Raw genomic sequence first — 14,777 nt, forward strand, 5'->3', positions numbered from 1 at the left:
CTTGGCCGGGGTTCAAGGTTGCGAGTGCCGCGACCATCGTGGACGCGGCGCCTCCGGATCCACCATGTCGTCACGTCCCTCGACTTGGGTGGCGCGGAGAAGCACGTCGCCAGTCTGGCCCAGGCGCAGGCCCGGAGCGGCCACCGAGTTTGCGTCACCTATCTGAAAGGATCCGGCGCGCTCCGTGCCTCGCTGGATCAGCACGGCATTCACTCTGAATCGCTCGGTGTGAACGGCTGGCTGCGCTATTCACCCATCGCCCAATTGAACGGCGCCCTGCGCAAAGGCAATCCGGACATCGTGCATGCCCACCTTTTTCCCGCTGAGGTCTATGCCTCCCTGGCTTCGCCGGGAATAAAGCCGTGGAAATTGGTGGCGACCAAGCACAACGACGAAGATTTTCTTCGCAAACGGCGCTATTCTTTCCTACATCGACTCCTGTCATCGAATCAGGATGCCGTCATCTGCCCGTCCCAATACCTCCGGCGATTCACAACGGAAACTGGCATCCGGCCCACACTGCCGACGTTCGTCATCCCCTATGGAATCGACCCGACGGAACCTTCGGTCCACCGCGAATCCTCGTCGCTGAGGAAGGCGTGGGGCATCCCCAAGGACGCGGTCGTGTTCGGCTTCCTCGGGCGGTTCGTGCCGCAAAAAGGGTTGGACGTCCTGATCGATGCGTTGGCCTCAGTCCGGAAAAAGTGTCAATGCAAACTTGTCCTCGCCGGCCGGGGCCCGCTGGAAGCGTCCCTCAAGAAGAAAGTCTCCGAAGCGGGCCTGGAATCGCGGGTGGTCTTCGCCGGATTCCACTCCAATCCCTGGCCCCTCTACCGTGCGATGGACGTCTTCGTGCTCCCCTCTCTCTGGGAAGGTTTCGGTAGGGTTCTCTTGGAAGCGATGCTTGTCGGACTGCCCATTGTCGCCAGCCGCGCAAGCTCGATACCGGAAATCGTCGAGGAGGGCGGAACGGGTCGCCTCGTACCCTCCGGCGACAGCGCCTCGTTGGCCACGGCTCTCCTCGACCTCGCCCGGCATCCGCACATTCGAGAGGCCATGGGAAGGCGCGGTCGAGCGCTCGTCAAGAAACGATTCTCTCTCGATTCGATGGTCGAGGCCACGGAACACGTCTATCGCTCAGTCCTTCATTGATGCCGGCAAAACTCCTCCTCCTGGTAACCCAATCCGATGACGGTGGGGCGCAACGATATGTGAACGACCTCGCCGTCGGTCTCACCGACCGCCGATACAAAGTCACCGTGGCCTGCGGTCCGGGCGGTCCCCTGATTGCGAGGCTCCGCCGGAACAAAGTTGACGTTCGGGTCATCGCCGATTTGGCCCGGCCCATCCGGCCATGGAAGGACGGGCGGGCCTTCTGGGAAATCTACTCTCTTATCCACGATGGCCCCTACGACCTTGTTCACTCGAACAGCTCGAAAGCCGGCTTCCTTGCCCGGGTGGCCGGCCGCGCCGCAGCCGGAAAGCGGCATCTTTTTACGGCGCACGGTTTCGTTTTCCAGGAGGAGAGGTCTCAGGCCGCTCGGAGTGCCTTCCTGCTACTCGAAAAAGCCGCGGGGATGCTGACCGACCGTCTCATCACCGTCTGCGATGCAGATCGCGAGCTGGCGTTGCAGCACCGAATCGTTCCCTGTGAGCGCGTCATCACCATCCACAACGGCATCCTTCCGTCCCCCCCGCTTCCGACCGCCGAGAGCCGGAAACGGCTGGCGTTGCCGGCTCGCATTCCCGTGGTGGGCACGGTGGCCAACATGTACCCCAACAAAGGACTGATGGATTTCGTGGCCGCGGCCCGGCATGTCATTCAGCGCCATCCAAAAACCTTTTTCGCCGTGATCGGTCACGGCCCCCAGTACCTGGAGGTGGTGGAGGCGATCCGGCAAGCGGGGCTCAACGACCGGTTCCGGCTCTACGGCCAGATCGAAGAGGCCTGGAAACTCGTGAGCGCATTCGACGTGTTCGTTCTGTCCTCACGCAAGGAGGGAATGCCCTACTCCATTCTGGAAGCGATGAACGCCGGTGTGCCGGTGGTCGCCACACGGGTTGGGGGTATCCCGGAGGCCATCGAGGACAACGTCGAAGGTCTGCTCACACCGTCCGGCGCTCCGGATGAGATGGCCCATCAGGTCGATCGCCTTCTCCGCGACCGCGCTCTCGGTCGCACTCTCGCCTCGCGAGCTCGCCGCAAGCTCGTTCACTATTTCAATATCGACCGAATGATCGACGAGACGGAACGGGTGTATGAATCCCTGCTGTGACCGGGTGAGGGGGGAGAGCGCGATCTGATGGCCAGGCCCTCTCGAATTCTGCTTATCCTGAGCGACCTTCTGATCGCCTACATTGCGTACATCCTGGCCTTCACGGTCCGAACTCAGGTGGACGTTCCCTTTTTCCGAGGTCCGCTGCCCGACTATCTCTTCGCCGTCCTCAAACATGGCTGGCTCGCCGTCGGTCTGGTCCAGATCTTTTCCAATTACCTCCTTGGGCTCTACGATCCGCCGGACCGCCCGGGAACCTCGCGACTGGCCGAGTCCCTCCTGATCGCCTGCGCGATCAATACCCTTGCGCTCACGAGCTACTACTTCTACCGACTCGAGTTCAAGTTCCCACGATCCATCCTCGTCGTCTACGGGCTGTTCGATGCCTTCTTTCTCTTCTCGTGGAGATGGCTCCTTTTCCGCATCGCCCGTCTCCGGAAGAAACGCGTAGCCCTCTGCGGGCATGGACCTCTTGTCACTGAGCTCCTGGAGGACATTCGGAATAATCCATGGCTGGGATATGATGTCATCGGCGTCGTTTCCGACGAAGAGTCGCCCACACCGCCGACCCCTGCCCCGCCGGCCATCGGCCATCGCCGCGACCTCCAGGCGCTGATACGAATCCATAATCTCGAAGAGGTCATCTATGTCCCGGACCCACACTGGACGCAGTCGGCCGTCCAAACCCTGAAGGAGGTCGAATCCAGCGGTGCGCGAATCCTGGTGGCGCCCACACTCTACGAAATGATCCTGTGTGAACCCACGTCCCAGCGCATCAAAGACATACCCCTCATTCCCGTGTCCACCCAAGGATCGGCCGCGGCCTCACAGTCCGTCAAGAATATCTTCGACCTGATCCTGTCCTTGGGCCTTCTGGCGCTCCTCTCCCCCGCGTTCCTGGTCTGCGCCCTCCTCATCAAGGCAACTTCCAGCGGCCCGGCCATTTACAGGCAGGAACGCGTTGGAAAAAACGGCCGGCGATTTACCTTGTACAAGCTCCGGACCATGGTGGAGTCCGCCGAAAGCGCCACCGGACCGGTCTTCGTCGATGTCGATGATCCCAGGGTCACGCGAATCGGGCGGATCTTGCGACGGTTGCGCGTGGATGAGATTCCCCAGCTCGTGAACATCCTGAAGGGCGACATGAGTTTCGTCGGTCCCCGGCCTGAGCGGCCCGACTTTGTGGAAACGTTCGAGCGGAAAATTCCGTTTTACCGGGAGAGGCACAGGGTCAAGCCCGGACTCACCGGACTGGCTCAAGTCAACGGCTACTACCACACCACCGCTGAAAACAAGCTCAAATACGATCTCGCCTATGTCTACCGTCACAACCTCTTTCTCGACATGATGATTCTTCTTGAAACGGCCAAGGTGGTGCTCACCCGGAAGGGCGTGTGACCGCTCGACTCGGCCATCGCGAGGGCGCCCCGGAAAAAAGTTGATCTTCGTCCTTGCTTTCAGACAGTCAGTGCCCTAACCTACGGCACCCAAAAAGGATAGAGCGATGCAGAGACCCTATCAACCCTCCACTCACGGCGCTATGACCGAACAGCCATTCCACTCGCCGTCCCCAAAGCGAAGCGAAGGGGATCGTCCCTGGAGCGAAGCGGAGGGGGCCCCTCAATGAAAATTGGTGTTCCAAAAGAGTCCGGACAGGGTGAGAATCGGGTCGCACTGGTTCCCGATGTCATCCCCAAACTCATCTCTCAGAAGAATGAAGTCTTGGTGCAGGCGGACGCGGGCGCGGCAGCGGGCTTTCCCGACGCGGTGTACAAGGAAAAAGGCGCCGCCATCGTCTCGGATCAGGCAGGACTCTTCGCGCAATCCGAGATCGTCTTGATGGTCAGCCCTCCGGCCCCTGCCGAGATCGCCGCGCTGAGAGAAGGCACCATCCTCATTTCGTTCCTTTATCCGGTGGCCCACGTGGACAAGGCCAAACAATTAGCCTCCCGGAAGATCACGGCCATCGCCATGGACCTGATGCCGCGAATCTCCCGGGCTCAGCCCATGGACGCGCTCAGTTCACAAGCCACGGTGTCAGGCTACAAAGCGGTCCTCCAAGCCGCCGACTCGCTCCCGAAATTCTTCCCCATGCTCATGACCGCCGCCGGGACGATCTCCCCGGCCAAAGTATTCGTGATTGGAGCGGGCGTAGCCGGACTCCAGGCGATTGCCACCGCCCGCCGACTCGGTGCGGTGGTCGAAGCGTACGACGTTCGGCCCATCGTCAAGGAGCAAATCGAGAGCCTCGGCGCCAAATACGTCAACATGGAAGTTGAAGCGAAGGATGCCCAGGACAAGGGCGGATACGCGAAGGCCCAATCCGAGGAGTTCTACAGGAAACAGCAGGAGTTCATGGCCAAACAGTGCCGCAACGCGGACGTGGTCATCACCACCGCGCTCATTCCCGGTCAACGCGCGCCCCGGCTCATCACCGAGGATGCCGTCAAGGGCATGCGGCCCGGTTCGGTCATCGTCGATCTCGCGGCCGAGCAAGAAGGCAACTGCGCCCTGACCGAGCCGGGCAAGACGGTCGTCAAATATGGGGTGACGATCCATGGCCAACTCAACCTCCCTTCCACGCTCGCCCCGCACGCCAGCCAGATGTATGCGCGAAACATCACATCGTTCCTGGCGCAGTTGGTGAAGGACGGAAAAGTGAACTTGAACCTCTCCGACGAAGTCATCAAAGGGCCCCTCGTCACGCATGACGGGAAAATCGTCCACGAAGCAACGCTCAAAGCCGCGGAAAAGAAATAGCAGGACCATGCACGGACTCCCTCAACCGGACCTCATCGAGAACCTCTTCGTCTTCATGCTCGCCTCGTTCCTGGGTCTCGAGCTCATCCGAGGCGTTTCGCGGCTCCTGCACACACCGCTCATGTCGCTGACCAATGCCATCTCTTCGATCGCGATCGTCGGATCGCTTCTCCTGGCCGGGAGGCAGGACAACACCCTGAGCACGGTCCTCGGCACCCTCGCCATCGCCTGCTCGGCCATCAATGCGATCGGCGGTTTCATGATCACCGAACGCATTCTGCGGATGTTCAAACGCAAGGACGAACGCTGATGCTGGGAGAAAGCCTCGTTCAATACGTCTATCTCCTTTCCGCGGCCCTCTTCGTCTTGTCGCTGAAGTGGATGGGCCAGGTAAAGACGTCGCGACGCGGCAACTGGGCCGGCACGATCGCCATGGTCCTCGCCATCATCGGAACGCTCGTCAGTTTCGACGTGAGAGGTTGGGGTTGGATTTCCCTGGCGCTCATCGTCGGAAGTCTCGTCGGGGCGCCCATGGCGATCTGGATGCCGATGACCGCCGTTCCCCAACGGACGGCGCTCTCCCATGCTTTCGGCGGTCTCGCCGCGGGGCTCGTCGGCGCGGCGGAGTACTACACCCAAGCCCCCAACATCGACACGTTCACCATGGGCGCCCTCGCCACCGAGATGCTCCTCGGTTTCCTCACCTTCACGGGGAGCCTCATGGCCTTCGGCAAACTCCAGGAGATCATCCCCACGCGACCCATCATCTATCCGTTCCGAAATGTGGTGAGCATCGGAGTCCTGGCCGCCGCCGTTCTCATGGGGGTCTACCTCACGATCAACCCCGAGGCCTCCACTCTCCTCCCCCTGTTCATCGCCGCCGCCCTCGCGTTTGGAATTCTCCTCATCCTCCCCATCGGCGGAGCGGACATGCCCACCGTGATCGCCATTCTGAACTCCTATGCCGGCCTCTCCTCCTCGGCCATGGGTTTCGTGCTGAACAACAAGCTCCTGATCATCGCCGGTGCGCTCGACGGCTCCTCCGGCCTCATCCTCTCCATTCTCATGTGCAAGGCGATGAACCGCTCATTCACCAATGTGCTGTTCGCCGGAGTGGGCACGGTACAAGCGGGCGCCGGCGCGGGCGCATCGCCAACCGGCAAGACGGTGCAGGGGTACACCGTTGAAGACGCGGCGACGATCTTCGATGGCGCGAAACTCGTTGTCGTGGCGCCGGGATATGGCATGGCCGTGGCCCAGGCCCAGCACGCGGTCAAGGAATTGTCGAACGTCCTCGCCGCGCGGGGCACGGACGTCAAGTTCGCCATCCACCCCGTGGCGGGCCGCATGCCCGGTCACATGAACGTACTTCTGGCCGAAGCCGACGTCCCGTATGATCAGCTTTGGGAAATGGAGAAAGTGAATCCCCTTTTCCCCGAAGCAGAAGTAGCCATCGTGGTCGGCGCCAACGACGTAACGAATCCCGCGGCCCGCACGAAGACCGATTCTCCTCTCTACGGCATGCCCATCCTGGACGTGGACAAAGCTCGCACGGTCATCTTCATTAAGCGCAGCATGAACCCCGGCTTCGCGGGGATCGACAACGAGCTCTTTTATCTCGACAAGACCATGATGGTCTTCGGCGACGCCAAGAAAGTCATCACCGAACTCGCCGCCGCCATCAAGGCGTCCTGACTTCCCCCCGACTCAACTCAGGCGAGGCTCCGAAGCCAATCCGCCTCAGCACGGAGGCCGTCGGCCAAGCGGACTCTCGGCTCATAGGCGAGATGTTGACGGGCCCGGGAAAGATCGGCCCAAGTGTGGCGGACGTCGCCTTTCTGGAGCGGTTCCTCTTTCATAATCACGGGCCGGCCGAGAACGGACCGAAGCGTGTCCAGCACGTCCAACATGGTCACCCGGCTCCCCCCCCCCACGTTGATAACTTCCCCCGCGGGAGCTTCCAATGCCGCATGGGTGGCGCCGACCGCATCCGACACGAACGTGAAATCGCGCGTCTGGCGACCATCGCCGTACAACGCAAATGTTTCCCCCTTGAGCGCGGATCGAATCAGCTTGTGAAACGCCATGTCCGGCCTCTGCCTCGGTCCGTAAACGGTGAAATATCGCAGTGCCACGCAGGGAACTCCGTAGGACTTCTGATACAGCATGCAGAGATGCTCCGCGGCGAGCTTGGTCACGCCGTAAGGTGAAATCGGACGGCACGCGAGGTCCTCGGTGAGGGGATAGATCCCGGGCTCTCCATACACTGAGGAGCTGGACGCGTATACAAACCTGCGAAGGTTGCGCCCCTTTGCCGCTTCGAGCAACCGCTGCGTCACCGTGATGTTGTGCTTCGTGTAGTTCACAAACTGCGGACCCCAACTCGTACGGACCGCAGCCTGGGCGGAAAGATGAAACACCGCGTCGACTCCGTCCAGAAGCGGCGTCAGATCGATTTCGCTGAGATCGGCTCGGACCAACGCAAAACCCTTGCGATGCAACAGGGGCGAGACATTCCTCTCCTTGAAGGATGGATCGTAGGACGGCGTGAAACAGTCGACCCCCACGACGTCGTAACCCTTCTCGAGTGCGAGTTCGACCAGATGGGAACCGACAAATCCGGCCGCTCCGGTAATCAATACCTTCACGGCCTTACCGCACCCCCAGGGATTCCGCCTGGCCGGGATTGTGACGCTGAAACTTCCACACGTTCCGGCTGTGGTTCTTGAAGTCATCCGAGAAGATGTGCGTCCCGTCGTTCTTGGACACGAAGTACAGGTAATTTGCGTGCGCGGGGTAGAGGGCGGCGATAAGCGACTCCCGGCCGGGGCTGGCGATGGGGCCGGGCGGAAGTCCGGACCGAGTATAGGTATTGTACGGGCCATCCGATTCCAAGTGGGCTCTCGTCAGATTTCCATTGAAGCCGGGGAAAAGGCCGTAGATCACCGTCGGATCGCTCTGGAGGCGCATCCCGAATTTCATCCGATTGTGAAAGACCGCCGACACCAGCGGCCGCTCTTCCGCCACGGCCGACTCTTTTTCAACGATCGAAGCCAGGGTGACGACCTGCGCTTCCGACATGCCGAGCGCTCTGGCCTTGGCCACCATGCCCTCATCAAAGACCTTCCGAAACTGCTCCACCATCATCTTGACCACGTCCCGGGCCGTAAGCGACGAACTGAACACGTATGTTTCCGGATACAGAAATCCCTCCGCACTCTCGGCGTGGACGTCCAGATCGAGCAGGACCTGGGGGTCCCGAATCGCGGCAAGAAAGTCTGCGGCCGGAACCACCTGGCCGTCCTCCAAAAGTTTGGCGATCTGGTACGAATTGTATCCCTCCGGCACCGTGACTCTGAAGCGGACGACCTTGCCCTGACTCAGGGTCCGCAGGATATCCAACGGCGTCATTTTTCCCGTAAGCACGTATGCCCCGGCCTGAACCTTCCGCCCGAGATCCAAGTAGTGCGCCAAGCGGACGATCCGGCGCGGCTGGGGTACAAATCCCTCCTCGGAAAGGCGTTCCGCCACTCGCTCGAACGGCTCACCCCACTTGACTCGAAACATTTTCTCCTGGAGCGTCTCATTCGCCGGAAAGAACAGGAACGGCACCCACTGCGCGGCCAGAAACCCGAATCCGAACAGGACGGCCAGCACGCCGAGGAAGATCCCTACTTTGAGGAGGCGCCTCACAGACCGCCTCCGCTCTTCCGGACCGCATCCAGATAATCCTGCAAAATGTATGCAGCAGCGATTCGATCCTTTTCGCCTTTCTTCCGATCCCTCCGCCCCAGACGTCTGCGACCTTCCTCCGCTCTGCGCGTGGAAAGCGACTCGTCCCACAGACGCACAGGCATACCCACCGCCGGACGCAGCTTCTCCACGAATCGAAGCGTCTTCAGGGCCTGCGGCCCCGTCGACCCATCCATGGAATACGGAATCCCCACCACCACCACCCCTACCCGGAGTTCATTGACCGTCCTCGCAATCCGATCGACGGCATCTGCGTCGCGCTCGCGGTGGATCGTCACCAGCGGGGAGGCCACGGTCCCCAGTTCGTCCGAAACGGCGAGACCGATTCTCTTGTCACCGACGTCAATACCCAGCACCTTCAAGCCAATTCTTCTATTTGGGTGCGTCCACCCGCACGCGGTCCGGTTTACCCAGGTCGAACTCCGGCGTGTACACGATGACGGCCGCGAATCGCCCGTCGAACGTCCCCCCGTGCGGGGTCCCTTTCGGGATGTGTAGGATCGATTGCGGACCGATCTTCTTCTGCTCGTTTCCGATGGTGAATGTGCCTGTCCCCTCGACCACCATCACCACTTCATCGTGAGTGGCGTGGACGTGCAAGGGAACCTGCTTGTCACCTTGGATCATCATCAGGCTGGAATTCATTGGGTTGATGAGGGGCGTCCACTTGGCCGCCTCCCCTTCCTTCAGCGGGTTTTTCTCCATCACTTCCCGAACGGTCCAGAAATGGGTCCCCTCTTCGGCCCGGGCATTCCCCATGAGCGAAAGGCAGGCCACGGCGATCGCCATTCCTCGCATGATCGGCTTCACATTCACGTCTTCCCCCTTTTCACAGGTGCACCCGATCCCGGAGGGCTTGCCCGAGTGTTTCGTGATCGGTGTATTCAATGTCCGCCCCGATGGACAATCCCACCGGAAGCTTGGAAATCTTCACGCCTTTCTTCTTGAGGGCATCCGCCAGATAAAGCATCGTCGCATCGCCCTCAAGCGTCGGATTGATGGCCAGCACGATCTCGCGGATGCCGCCGGACTCCACGCGCCGGATCAATTGCGCCACCCGGAGCCGCTCCGGGCCGATGTCCTCCATCGGCGAAAGCGTTCCGTGGAGAACGTGGAACACGCCCTGGAACACCGCGCTCCTTTCCAGCGGACGGATATGGGAGGAATCCGACACCACGCAGACCACGGCGTGATCCCTCCGGGGATTGGCGCAGATCTCGCACGGCGACCGAAAAGTTACGTCGCAGCAGAGCTCGCACTCCTTCATCTGCTGCTTGAGATTCCGGAGACTCTCGCTCAGCCCGAACACATCCTCCTGGGGTGCCTTCAGGAAGTAGTACGCCATCCGGGTGGCCGATTTTTCTCCAAAACCCGGGATCCGCCTGAGGCGGTTGATCAGATCTTTGAGGGGATCCTCGGAATCCTGCATGGAGGACGTTCAGGCGCCGGGGAATCTTGCGCCCAGGGCCATCCCACCGGCCACCTTGGCCAATTCCTCCGCAGCCATCTGCTGGGACCGTCGGAGGGCCTCGTTGACGCCCGAGGTGATGAGATCCTGGATGAACGCCACGTCCCCGCCGCGCAGAATTTCCGGCTCGATCCGGATGGAAACAATTTCCATCCGACCGTTGGCCTTCACCTCAACCATCCCCCCACCGGATTGGGCCACCACCTCCCGATGAGCAAGCTCCTCCTGGGCTTCCTTGATTTTCCGTTGCAGATTTTGTGCCTGCTGAATCCAATCCGTGGGCTGTCCGCCTTCGCGTTCCTCCATGAACGGCATCGTAGCTTATTTCACAGCGGGCTGAAAGATCTTCACGAACTCCTTGTACATGGGATGACCGTCGATCTCGTCGTTCGTCTTAGGCCCCTCGGACGCCGCCGATGGAGGTCGAGGGGCGCCCACTACAATATCGAGATCCTCACGGTAGAATTCCGCCGCCCAGGCGCGAAGGTCCTTCTTCTTGTCCTCGAGGACCGAGGCCGAGAAAGCGTCCCCGGAGGGGGGGCAGACCACGATCCGACCCTGTTCCAGGACCACGTCCGACTGCTTGACCACCGCGCCGAGCATTCGATTCTTCGCCAGGACAAACTCGGTGAAAGACGAGGCTGTGGGCGCCGTAGCGGCCACCTGCGATTTCGGAGCGGTGACGGTACCGCGCGAAACCGGCTCCGCTCGGCTTGGCCCCAAGGGTCCGGATTCAGTCCTTCCACCGGCTGACGCCGCTTCGAGCCGTCCGAAAATCTGGCCGAGGTCCATCAGCCGCGGCAGCAGCGTGATCTTGGACAGAGCGGTAGTAGCCACCACGTAGGGATCGCTGGATGTCGCCATCTGGGCACACATCTGGGCCAGGATTTCACCGATCTGGACAAGATCGGCCTGCGAAGACGACGCCGCCCGACGGGCAAGGCCCTCCATTTCCTCCTCCGATTTCTGGAGAATTCTTCCGGCGGCATCCTTCGCGGTAGCACAAACCAATAACGCATGAGCTTCTTCCAACAATCCCTTGGCCACCACCATGAGATCAAACCCTTCCGAGTACAACTGATGATACACGGTCATGACCACCGGCGCGTCCCGCGTTACGAGGGCATCGAGGAGCGCCTCAATCTTCTCTCGCGGCGGAAGGCCGAGAAAATGGGACACGCTGTCGCGCGTGATACGGCCCGAGGCCGGGCCCTTTCCGACCGATTTTCCGTCCGCCTCACCCGCTGCAAAGTTGGCGATCTGGTCCAAGAGCACCTCCGCATCGCGGAGGCTGCCCTCCGCAAAACGCGCCAGGGCGACGAGGGCATCCGGGTCGGCTTCGAGCTTCTCCGACTCCGTTATCTTACGAAGTTTCGCCGCGATCAGTTCCGAGGAAATTCTCCAGAAATCAAAACGCTGGCAACGGCCCACGATCGTGGCCGGAATCTTCTGCGGGTCGGTGGTGGCAAATACGAATTTCACATGCGATGGCGGCTCCTCCAGCGTCTTGAGGAGCGCGTTGAATGCGCTCACCGAGAGCATGTGCACTTCATCCACGATGTAAACCTTGAAGCGGGCCGACGCGGGGGCATATTGCACGGCCTCGATGATTCGCCGAACGTCGTCCACGCTGGTGTGAGATGCTCCATCGATTTCCAGCACATCCACGCAGGCACCCGTGGGAATCGCCTGACACGTTGAACACCGGCCGCAGGGCTCCGCCGTCGGACCTTTTTCGCAATTCAAGGCTTTCGCCAGGAGCCGGGCCAGAGTCGTTTTTCCCACTCCCCGAGGCCCGCAAAAGAGAAAGGCGTGGGGAATCCTTCCCGTCCGGATGGCGCCCGAAATCGCCCGAACAACGTGATCCTGGCCGACGACATCCTCGAGGCGGGACGGGCGCCATTTGCGCGCCAGAACGTGATAGCTCATGCGGAAGAACGGATCCTCACTACGATTTCCTGCGCTGGGAAATGAACTCGCGCCGCGCAGCATCGATGTCGCGATCCAGAGGCGACGACTCTTTTCCCGTCCTATCGATTTCCTGAACGAAGGAAATCAGCTTGGACACGTCCTCCCGCTTGGAATCCTCCCATCGGAGGGAGCGCAGCGTCTCGACAATCTCGAACAGTTTGTCGGGATTCGCCCGGATCACTCCCGCCAGGATCGCCTTGTTCTTCTCGAACGGAAGCATCTGCTTGACCCCCAGCTTCATACGTGACTATTAACGGACTTTTCGCCGATGGGCAAGCCCCGCGCCTTCCGACCCAATGCGCTGGAGCTAGAGGGGACCGGGATCCTGTGGTAATGTGAACCGCCAAAGTGAAACCCCGCTTGTCACGCTCGATCACGGTTGGCCTTTTGACCGCTTTGGCCATGGGAGCCTGCTCGAAGCCAGGCAAAGCACTATTGCCGGGTGCCATCCCCCGACCCCCCGTAACACTCGAAGGATACAAGGACCTCCGCTGGGGCATGAATCCGAACGAGGTCCTCGCACACACGGGGATCGATGAATTCCATCCCATCGAGATCTCCGATGACCGGGTGGAGCGTTGGGCGGCCCCGTTCACGACCGAACCGGCCTGCGGCCCGTTCTGCGGCCTCGCCCTCCACCAGGTGTTCTCCATCTGGTACGGCGCACCGACGGCCAGCGTGGACCGGGAGAAATCCATCGTCCGCTCGGAACTGTCTTCGCCGCTTTGCGCGGATTGCGTGGTGAAGAAGGTCGGGCCGTATGACGAATACGTCACTCTCGAAAAAGACGGATTGGTGGCCTACTGGTTCCCGCTTTCCATCACCGATTGGTCCCGCGCCCGAACGCTTGTGGAAGAACGCTACGGACCGGCATCCAGTTCGCTCCCGAAAACCACCTTGACCGTTGCAGCCCCCGGAGAACCTGAACTTGCTCCCTTCAGCTACGATGGAAGCGTGTGGTTCGGTCCCTCGACAACAATCTATCTCGTGACCGAACAGTATTCGTCGGAAGCCACGGTCTACAAGTTGGGCTACATGTTCTACCTGAGCAGTCTTTTCGATCTGCAGAACGCGCAGCGAATCAAGGCCCTGGTGGCTCACCGCGAGAAGGAAAAGCAGAAGGCCGCCACCCGGGACGAGGATTTCGTCAAGGCCGTCGTCGAGTAGTTCCCCCTTATGAAGGCGCTCCTCCTCGTCATTCACGGCACCCGCGATCCGGGGGGTCTGAGCGAGATCCGATCGTTCGTGCGCGGGGTCCGGCGGAAACTGAAAAAGATCCGCGTGGAATTCGCCTTTCTGGCGCCCGGCCCCAATTCGCTGCCCACGATGGCGCAGCGGCTTCGGGAACGGGGGAGCAAAGAAATAGATGTGATCCCATTCCTCCTCTTCTCCGGCGCCCACGTGAGGCGAGACATCCCCCGAATGCTTTCGGAGATCCGTCTCAAGAATCCCGATCTCACAATCAGGCTCGGTCGCCACATTGGACCGTCCGTGGAAGCCGTGCGGATCGCACTCACCCGATGGCGGGAGATGTCTCGGCGATGAGAACTTCAGATCTCCCCTGACGACATTCGACATCCTCGACTCGGTGTGACATATCTATCCCCCCAGATGGCGGCCAAGCGGAACACCACCCATCATCTGCAGATCGAGCAGGTCGCGTCTGGGGTTCGTCTGATTCGACTCCATCGCCCCGATTGCCGCAATGCCCTGAGTCTCCACACCATGCTCGAACTCCAGGCCGCCCTGAAGGCCGGATCGCGCGATCATCAGAAGGTGTGCATCCTTACCGGAACCCCACCGGCATTCAGTGCGGGTGGCGACTTGAACTGGCTTCTGGCCGAAGTGAAGTCTAAGGGATCTCGCGGCGCCGCAGAGGCGGTTTACCGAGGATTTCAAGGTGTGACGCGCCTGATTTGTGACCTCCCGATGGTCATGATCTCGGCCGTGAACGGCGCGGCCGCCGGAGCCGGGATGGACATGGCGCTGGCCTGCGATCTCTGTTTCGCATGCCCCTCCGCTCGCTTCGTCCAGTCCTGGATCAAGCTGGGGCTGGTCCCGGCGACCGGTGGCGCCTTCTTCGTCCAGCGACGGGCGGGGTGGAAGGGTCTGAAGCTGGCCTACACGGGCGAAATGATCACGGGAACGGATGCCGACCGCCTCGGTCTCGTGGATGGGCTGTTCGAGGACGCCCAGCTTCTAGACGAGACTCGGCGAATCGCTCTTGCCATCGCCGAAGGAGACGGCTCCACCCTCCGCGACATCAAGCGGCTGATTCGCCGCCAAGAGAAGGCGACCCTCGAATCCTACCTGAAGGAAGCGGCAAGGATGCAAGTCCACCACCTGGATTCCGATTTCTTCCGCAACGCCGCCGCGCATTTTATCGGCCGAAAATAGCCGGGGGGGGTCCAGGTCTGGGGTCAGACATCGCTATCTATGCTTTCTCAAGTTTCTCGATCTCCCGATGCTCCATCTTCCCCTCCGATAGCCCAGCCTCAAACCGATAGAGCATGCTGCTGATCGTCGCCTGATCGCGGTGAAGCCACGCC

17 protein-coding genes are annotated in these 14,777 nt (G+C 60.9%); 9 read left to right on the forward strand and 8 right to left on the reverse strand.

Annotated elements, in window-relative coordinates; translation table 11 throughout:
* Window positions 1-24: 24 nt before the first annotated feature.
* The 6 genes from HYT87_17960 to HYT87_17985 all read left to right on the forward strand — a co-directional run bounded on the left by HYT87_17960 (window position 25) and on the right by HYT87_17985 (window position 6,731).
* Window positions 25-1,152: a glycosyltransferase gene (locus HYT87_17960; protein MBI2061628.1), complete on the forward strand. Its 1,128-nt coding sequence runs from the start codon at window positions 25-27 to the stop codon at window positions 1,150-1,152.
* Entirely contained in the window at window positions 1,152-2,276 is a 1,125-nt protein-coding gene (locus HYT87_17965; GenBank protein ID MBI2061629.1) for a glycosyltransferase family 4 protein, read from the forward strand. The genes HYT87_17960 and HYT87_17965 overlap by 1 nt, the downstream gene beginning before the upstream one ends.
* 27 nt (window positions 2,277-2,303) lie before the next feature.
* Window positions 2,304-3,674, forward strand: a complete 1,371-nt coding sequence (locus HYT87_17970) for a sugar transferase (protein ID MBI2061630.1) — start codon at window positions 2,304-2,306, stop codon at window positions 3,672-3,674.
* Window positions 3,675-3,899: 225 nt separating this feature from the next.
* Entirely contained in the window at window positions 3,900-5,036 is a 1,137-nt protein-coding gene (locus tag HYT87_17975; GenBank protein ID MBI2061631.1) for a Re/Si-specific NAD(P)(+) transhydrogenase subunit alpha, read from the forward strand.
* A gap of 7 nt (window positions 5,037-5,043) precedes the next feature.
* Window positions 5,044-5,346, forward strand: a complete 303-nt coding sequence (locus HYT87_17980; protein ID MBI2061632.1) for an NAD(P) transhydrogenase subunit alpha — start codon at window positions 5,044-5,046, stop codon at window positions 5,344-5,346.
* Window positions 5,346-6,731: an NAD(P)(+) transhydrogenase (Re/Si-specific) subunit beta gene (locus HYT87_17985; GenBank protein MBI2061633.1), complete on the forward strand. Its 1,386-nt coding sequence runs from the start codon at window positions 5,346-5,348 to the stop codon at window positions 6,729-6,731. Before HYT87_17980 ends, HYT87_17985 begins: the two co-directional genes overlap by 1 nt.
* Before the next feature lie 17 nt (window positions 6,732-6,748).
* On the opposite strand, the gene HYT87_17990 is transcribed toward HYT87_17985, so the two are convergent.
* From HYT87_17990 to HYT87_18025, 8 genes are read right to left on the reverse strand one after another with little or no spacing between them, the layout of a single operon-like run.
* A complete protein-coding gene (locus HYT87_17990) occupies window positions 6,749-7,771 on the reverse strand; it encodes a GDP-mannose 4,6-dehydratase (protein ID MBI2061634.1) in 1,023 nt (340 codons plus the stop codon).
* Window positions 7,689-8,729: an endolytic transglycosylase MltG gene (gene mltG, locus HYT87_17995; GenBank protein ID MBI2061635.1), complete on the reverse strand. Its 1,041-nt coding sequence runs from the start codon at window positions 8,727-8,729 to the stop codon at window positions 7,689-7,691. Before mltG ends, HYT87_17990 begins: the two co-directional genes overlap by 83 nt.
* Window positions 8,726-9,145: a Holliday junction resolvase RuvX gene (ruvX, locus tag HYT87_18000; protein ID MBI2061636.1), complete on the reverse strand. Its 420-nt coding sequence runs from the start codon at window positions 9,143-9,145 to the stop codon at window positions 8,726-8,728. Before ruvX ends, mltG begins: the two co-directional genes overlap by 4 nt.
* A gap of 16 nt (window positions 9,146-9,161) precedes the next feature.
* On the reverse strand, window positions 9,162-9,605 hold the full coding sequence (locus HYT87_18005) for a cupin domain-containing protein (GenBank protein ID MBI2061637.1): 444 nt from the start codon (window positions 9,603-9,605) through the stop codon (window positions 9,162-9,164).
* A 13-nt stretch (window positions 9,606-9,618) separates the two neighbouring features.
* Window positions 9,619-10,218, reverse strand: a complete 600-nt coding sequence (gene recR / locus HYT87_18010; protein MBI2061638.1) for a recombination protein RecR — start codon at window positions 10,216-10,218, stop codon at window positions 9,619-9,621.
* A 9-nt stretch (window positions 10,219-10,227) separates the two neighbouring features.
* A complete protein-coding gene (locus HYT87_18015; protein MBI2061639.1) occupies window positions 10,228-10,563 on the reverse strand; it encodes a YbaB/EbfC family nucleoid-associated protein in 336 nt (111 codons plus the stop codon).
* 15 nt (window positions 10,564-10,578) lie between these two features.
* Window positions 10,579-12,186, reverse strand: coding sequence for a DNA polymerase III subunit gamma/tau (gene dnaX, locus HYT87_18020; GenBank protein MBI2061640.1), 1,608 nt, complete (start codon window positions 12,184-12,186; stop codon window positions 10,579-10,581).
* Between the two features lie 19 nt (window positions 12,187-12,205).
* Window positions 12,206-12,469, reverse strand: a complete 264-nt coding sequence (locus tag HYT87_18025) for a hypothetical protein (protein ID MBI2061641.1) — start codon at window positions 12,467-12,469, stop codon at window positions 12,206-12,208.
* 257 nt (window positions 12,470-12,726) lie between these two features.
* On the opposite strand from HYT87_18025, the gene HYT87_18030 reads away from it, so the two are divergent.
* From HYT87_18030 to HYT87_18040, 3 genes are all read left to right on the forward strand, one after another.
* A complete protein-coding gene (locus tag HYT87_18030; protein MBI2061642.1) occupies window positions 12,727-13,395 on the forward strand; it encodes a hypothetical protein in 669 nt (222 codons plus the stop codon).
* Window positions 13,396-13,404: 9 nt separating this feature from the next.
* A complete protein-coding gene (locus HYT87_18035) occupies window positions 13,405-13,773 on the forward strand; it encodes a CbiX/SirB N-terminal domain-containing protein (GenBank protein MBI2061643.1) in 369 nt (122 codons plus the stop codon).
* 66 nt (window positions 13,774-13,839) lie between these two features.
* Window positions 13,840-14,625, forward strand: coding sequence for an enoyl-CoA hydratase/isomerase family protein (locus HYT87_18040; GenBank protein MBI2061644.1), 786 nt, complete (start codon window positions 13,840-13,842; stop codon window positions 14,623-14,625).
* Window positions 14,626-14,777 lie beyond the last annotated feature (152 nt).

It is taken from the genome of Nitrospirota bacterium, from assembly GCA_016180645.1.
Classification (GTDB): domain Bacteria; phylum JACPQY01; class JACPQY01; order JACPQY01; family JACPQY01; genus JACPAV01.

Excerpts from the sequence above, each read along its gene's own strand:
- HYT87_17990 (MBI2061634.1), bottom strand. The coding sequence starts at position 7,771 with ATGACTTCAAGAACCACAGCCGGAACGTGTGGAAGTTTCAGCGTCACA.
- HYT87_18035 (MBI2061643.1), top strand. The coding sequence starts at position 13,405 with ATGAAGGCGCTCCTCCTCGTCATTCACGGCACCCGCGATCCGGGGGGT.
- HYT87_17985 (MBI2061633.1), top strand. The coding sequence starts at position 5,346 with ATGCTGGGAGAAAGCCTCGTTCAATACGTCTATCTCCTTTCCGCGGCC.
- HYT87_18015 (MBI2061639.1), bottom strand. The coding sequence starts at position 10,563 with ATGGAGGAACGCGAAGGCGGACAGCCCACGGATTGGATTCAGCAGGCA.
- HYT87_17965 (MBI2061629.1), top strand. The coding sequence starts at position 1,152 with ATGCCGGCAAAACTCCTCCTCCTGGTAACCCAATCCGATGACGGTGGG.
- HYT87_18025 (MBI2061641.1), bottom strand. The coding sequence starts at position 12,469 with ATGAAGCTGGGGGTCAAGCAGATGCTTCCGTTCGAGAAGAACAAGGCG.
- HYT87_17970 (MBI2061630.1), top strand. The coding sequence starts at position 2,304 with ATGGCCAGGCCCTCTCGAATTCTGCTTATCCTGAGCGACCTTCTGATC.
- HYT87_18040 (MBI2061644.1), top strand. The coding sequence starts at position 13,840 with ATGGCGGCCAAGCGGAACACCACCCATCATCTGCAGATCGAGCAGGTC.
- HYT87_18030 (MBI2061642.1), top strand. The coding sequence starts at position 12,727 with ATGAATCCGAACGAGGTCCTCGCACACACGGGGATCGATGAATTCCAT.
- dnaX (MBI2061640.1), bottom strand. The coding sequence starts at position 12,186 with ATGAGCTATCACGTTCTGGCGCGCAAATGGCGCCCGTCCCGCCTCGAG.
- recR (MBI2061638.1), bottom strand. The coding sequence starts at position 10,218 with ATGCAGGATTCCGAGGATCCCCTCAAAGATCTGATCAACCGCCTCAGG.
- HYT87_17975 (MBI2061631.1), top strand. The coding sequence starts at position 3,900 with ATGAAAATTGGTGTTCCAAAAGAGTCCGGACAGGGTGAGAATCGGGTC.
- HYT87_17980 (MBI2061632.1), top strand. The coding sequence starts at position 5,044 with ATGCACGGACTCCCTCAACCGGACCTCATCGAGAACCTCTTCGTCTTC.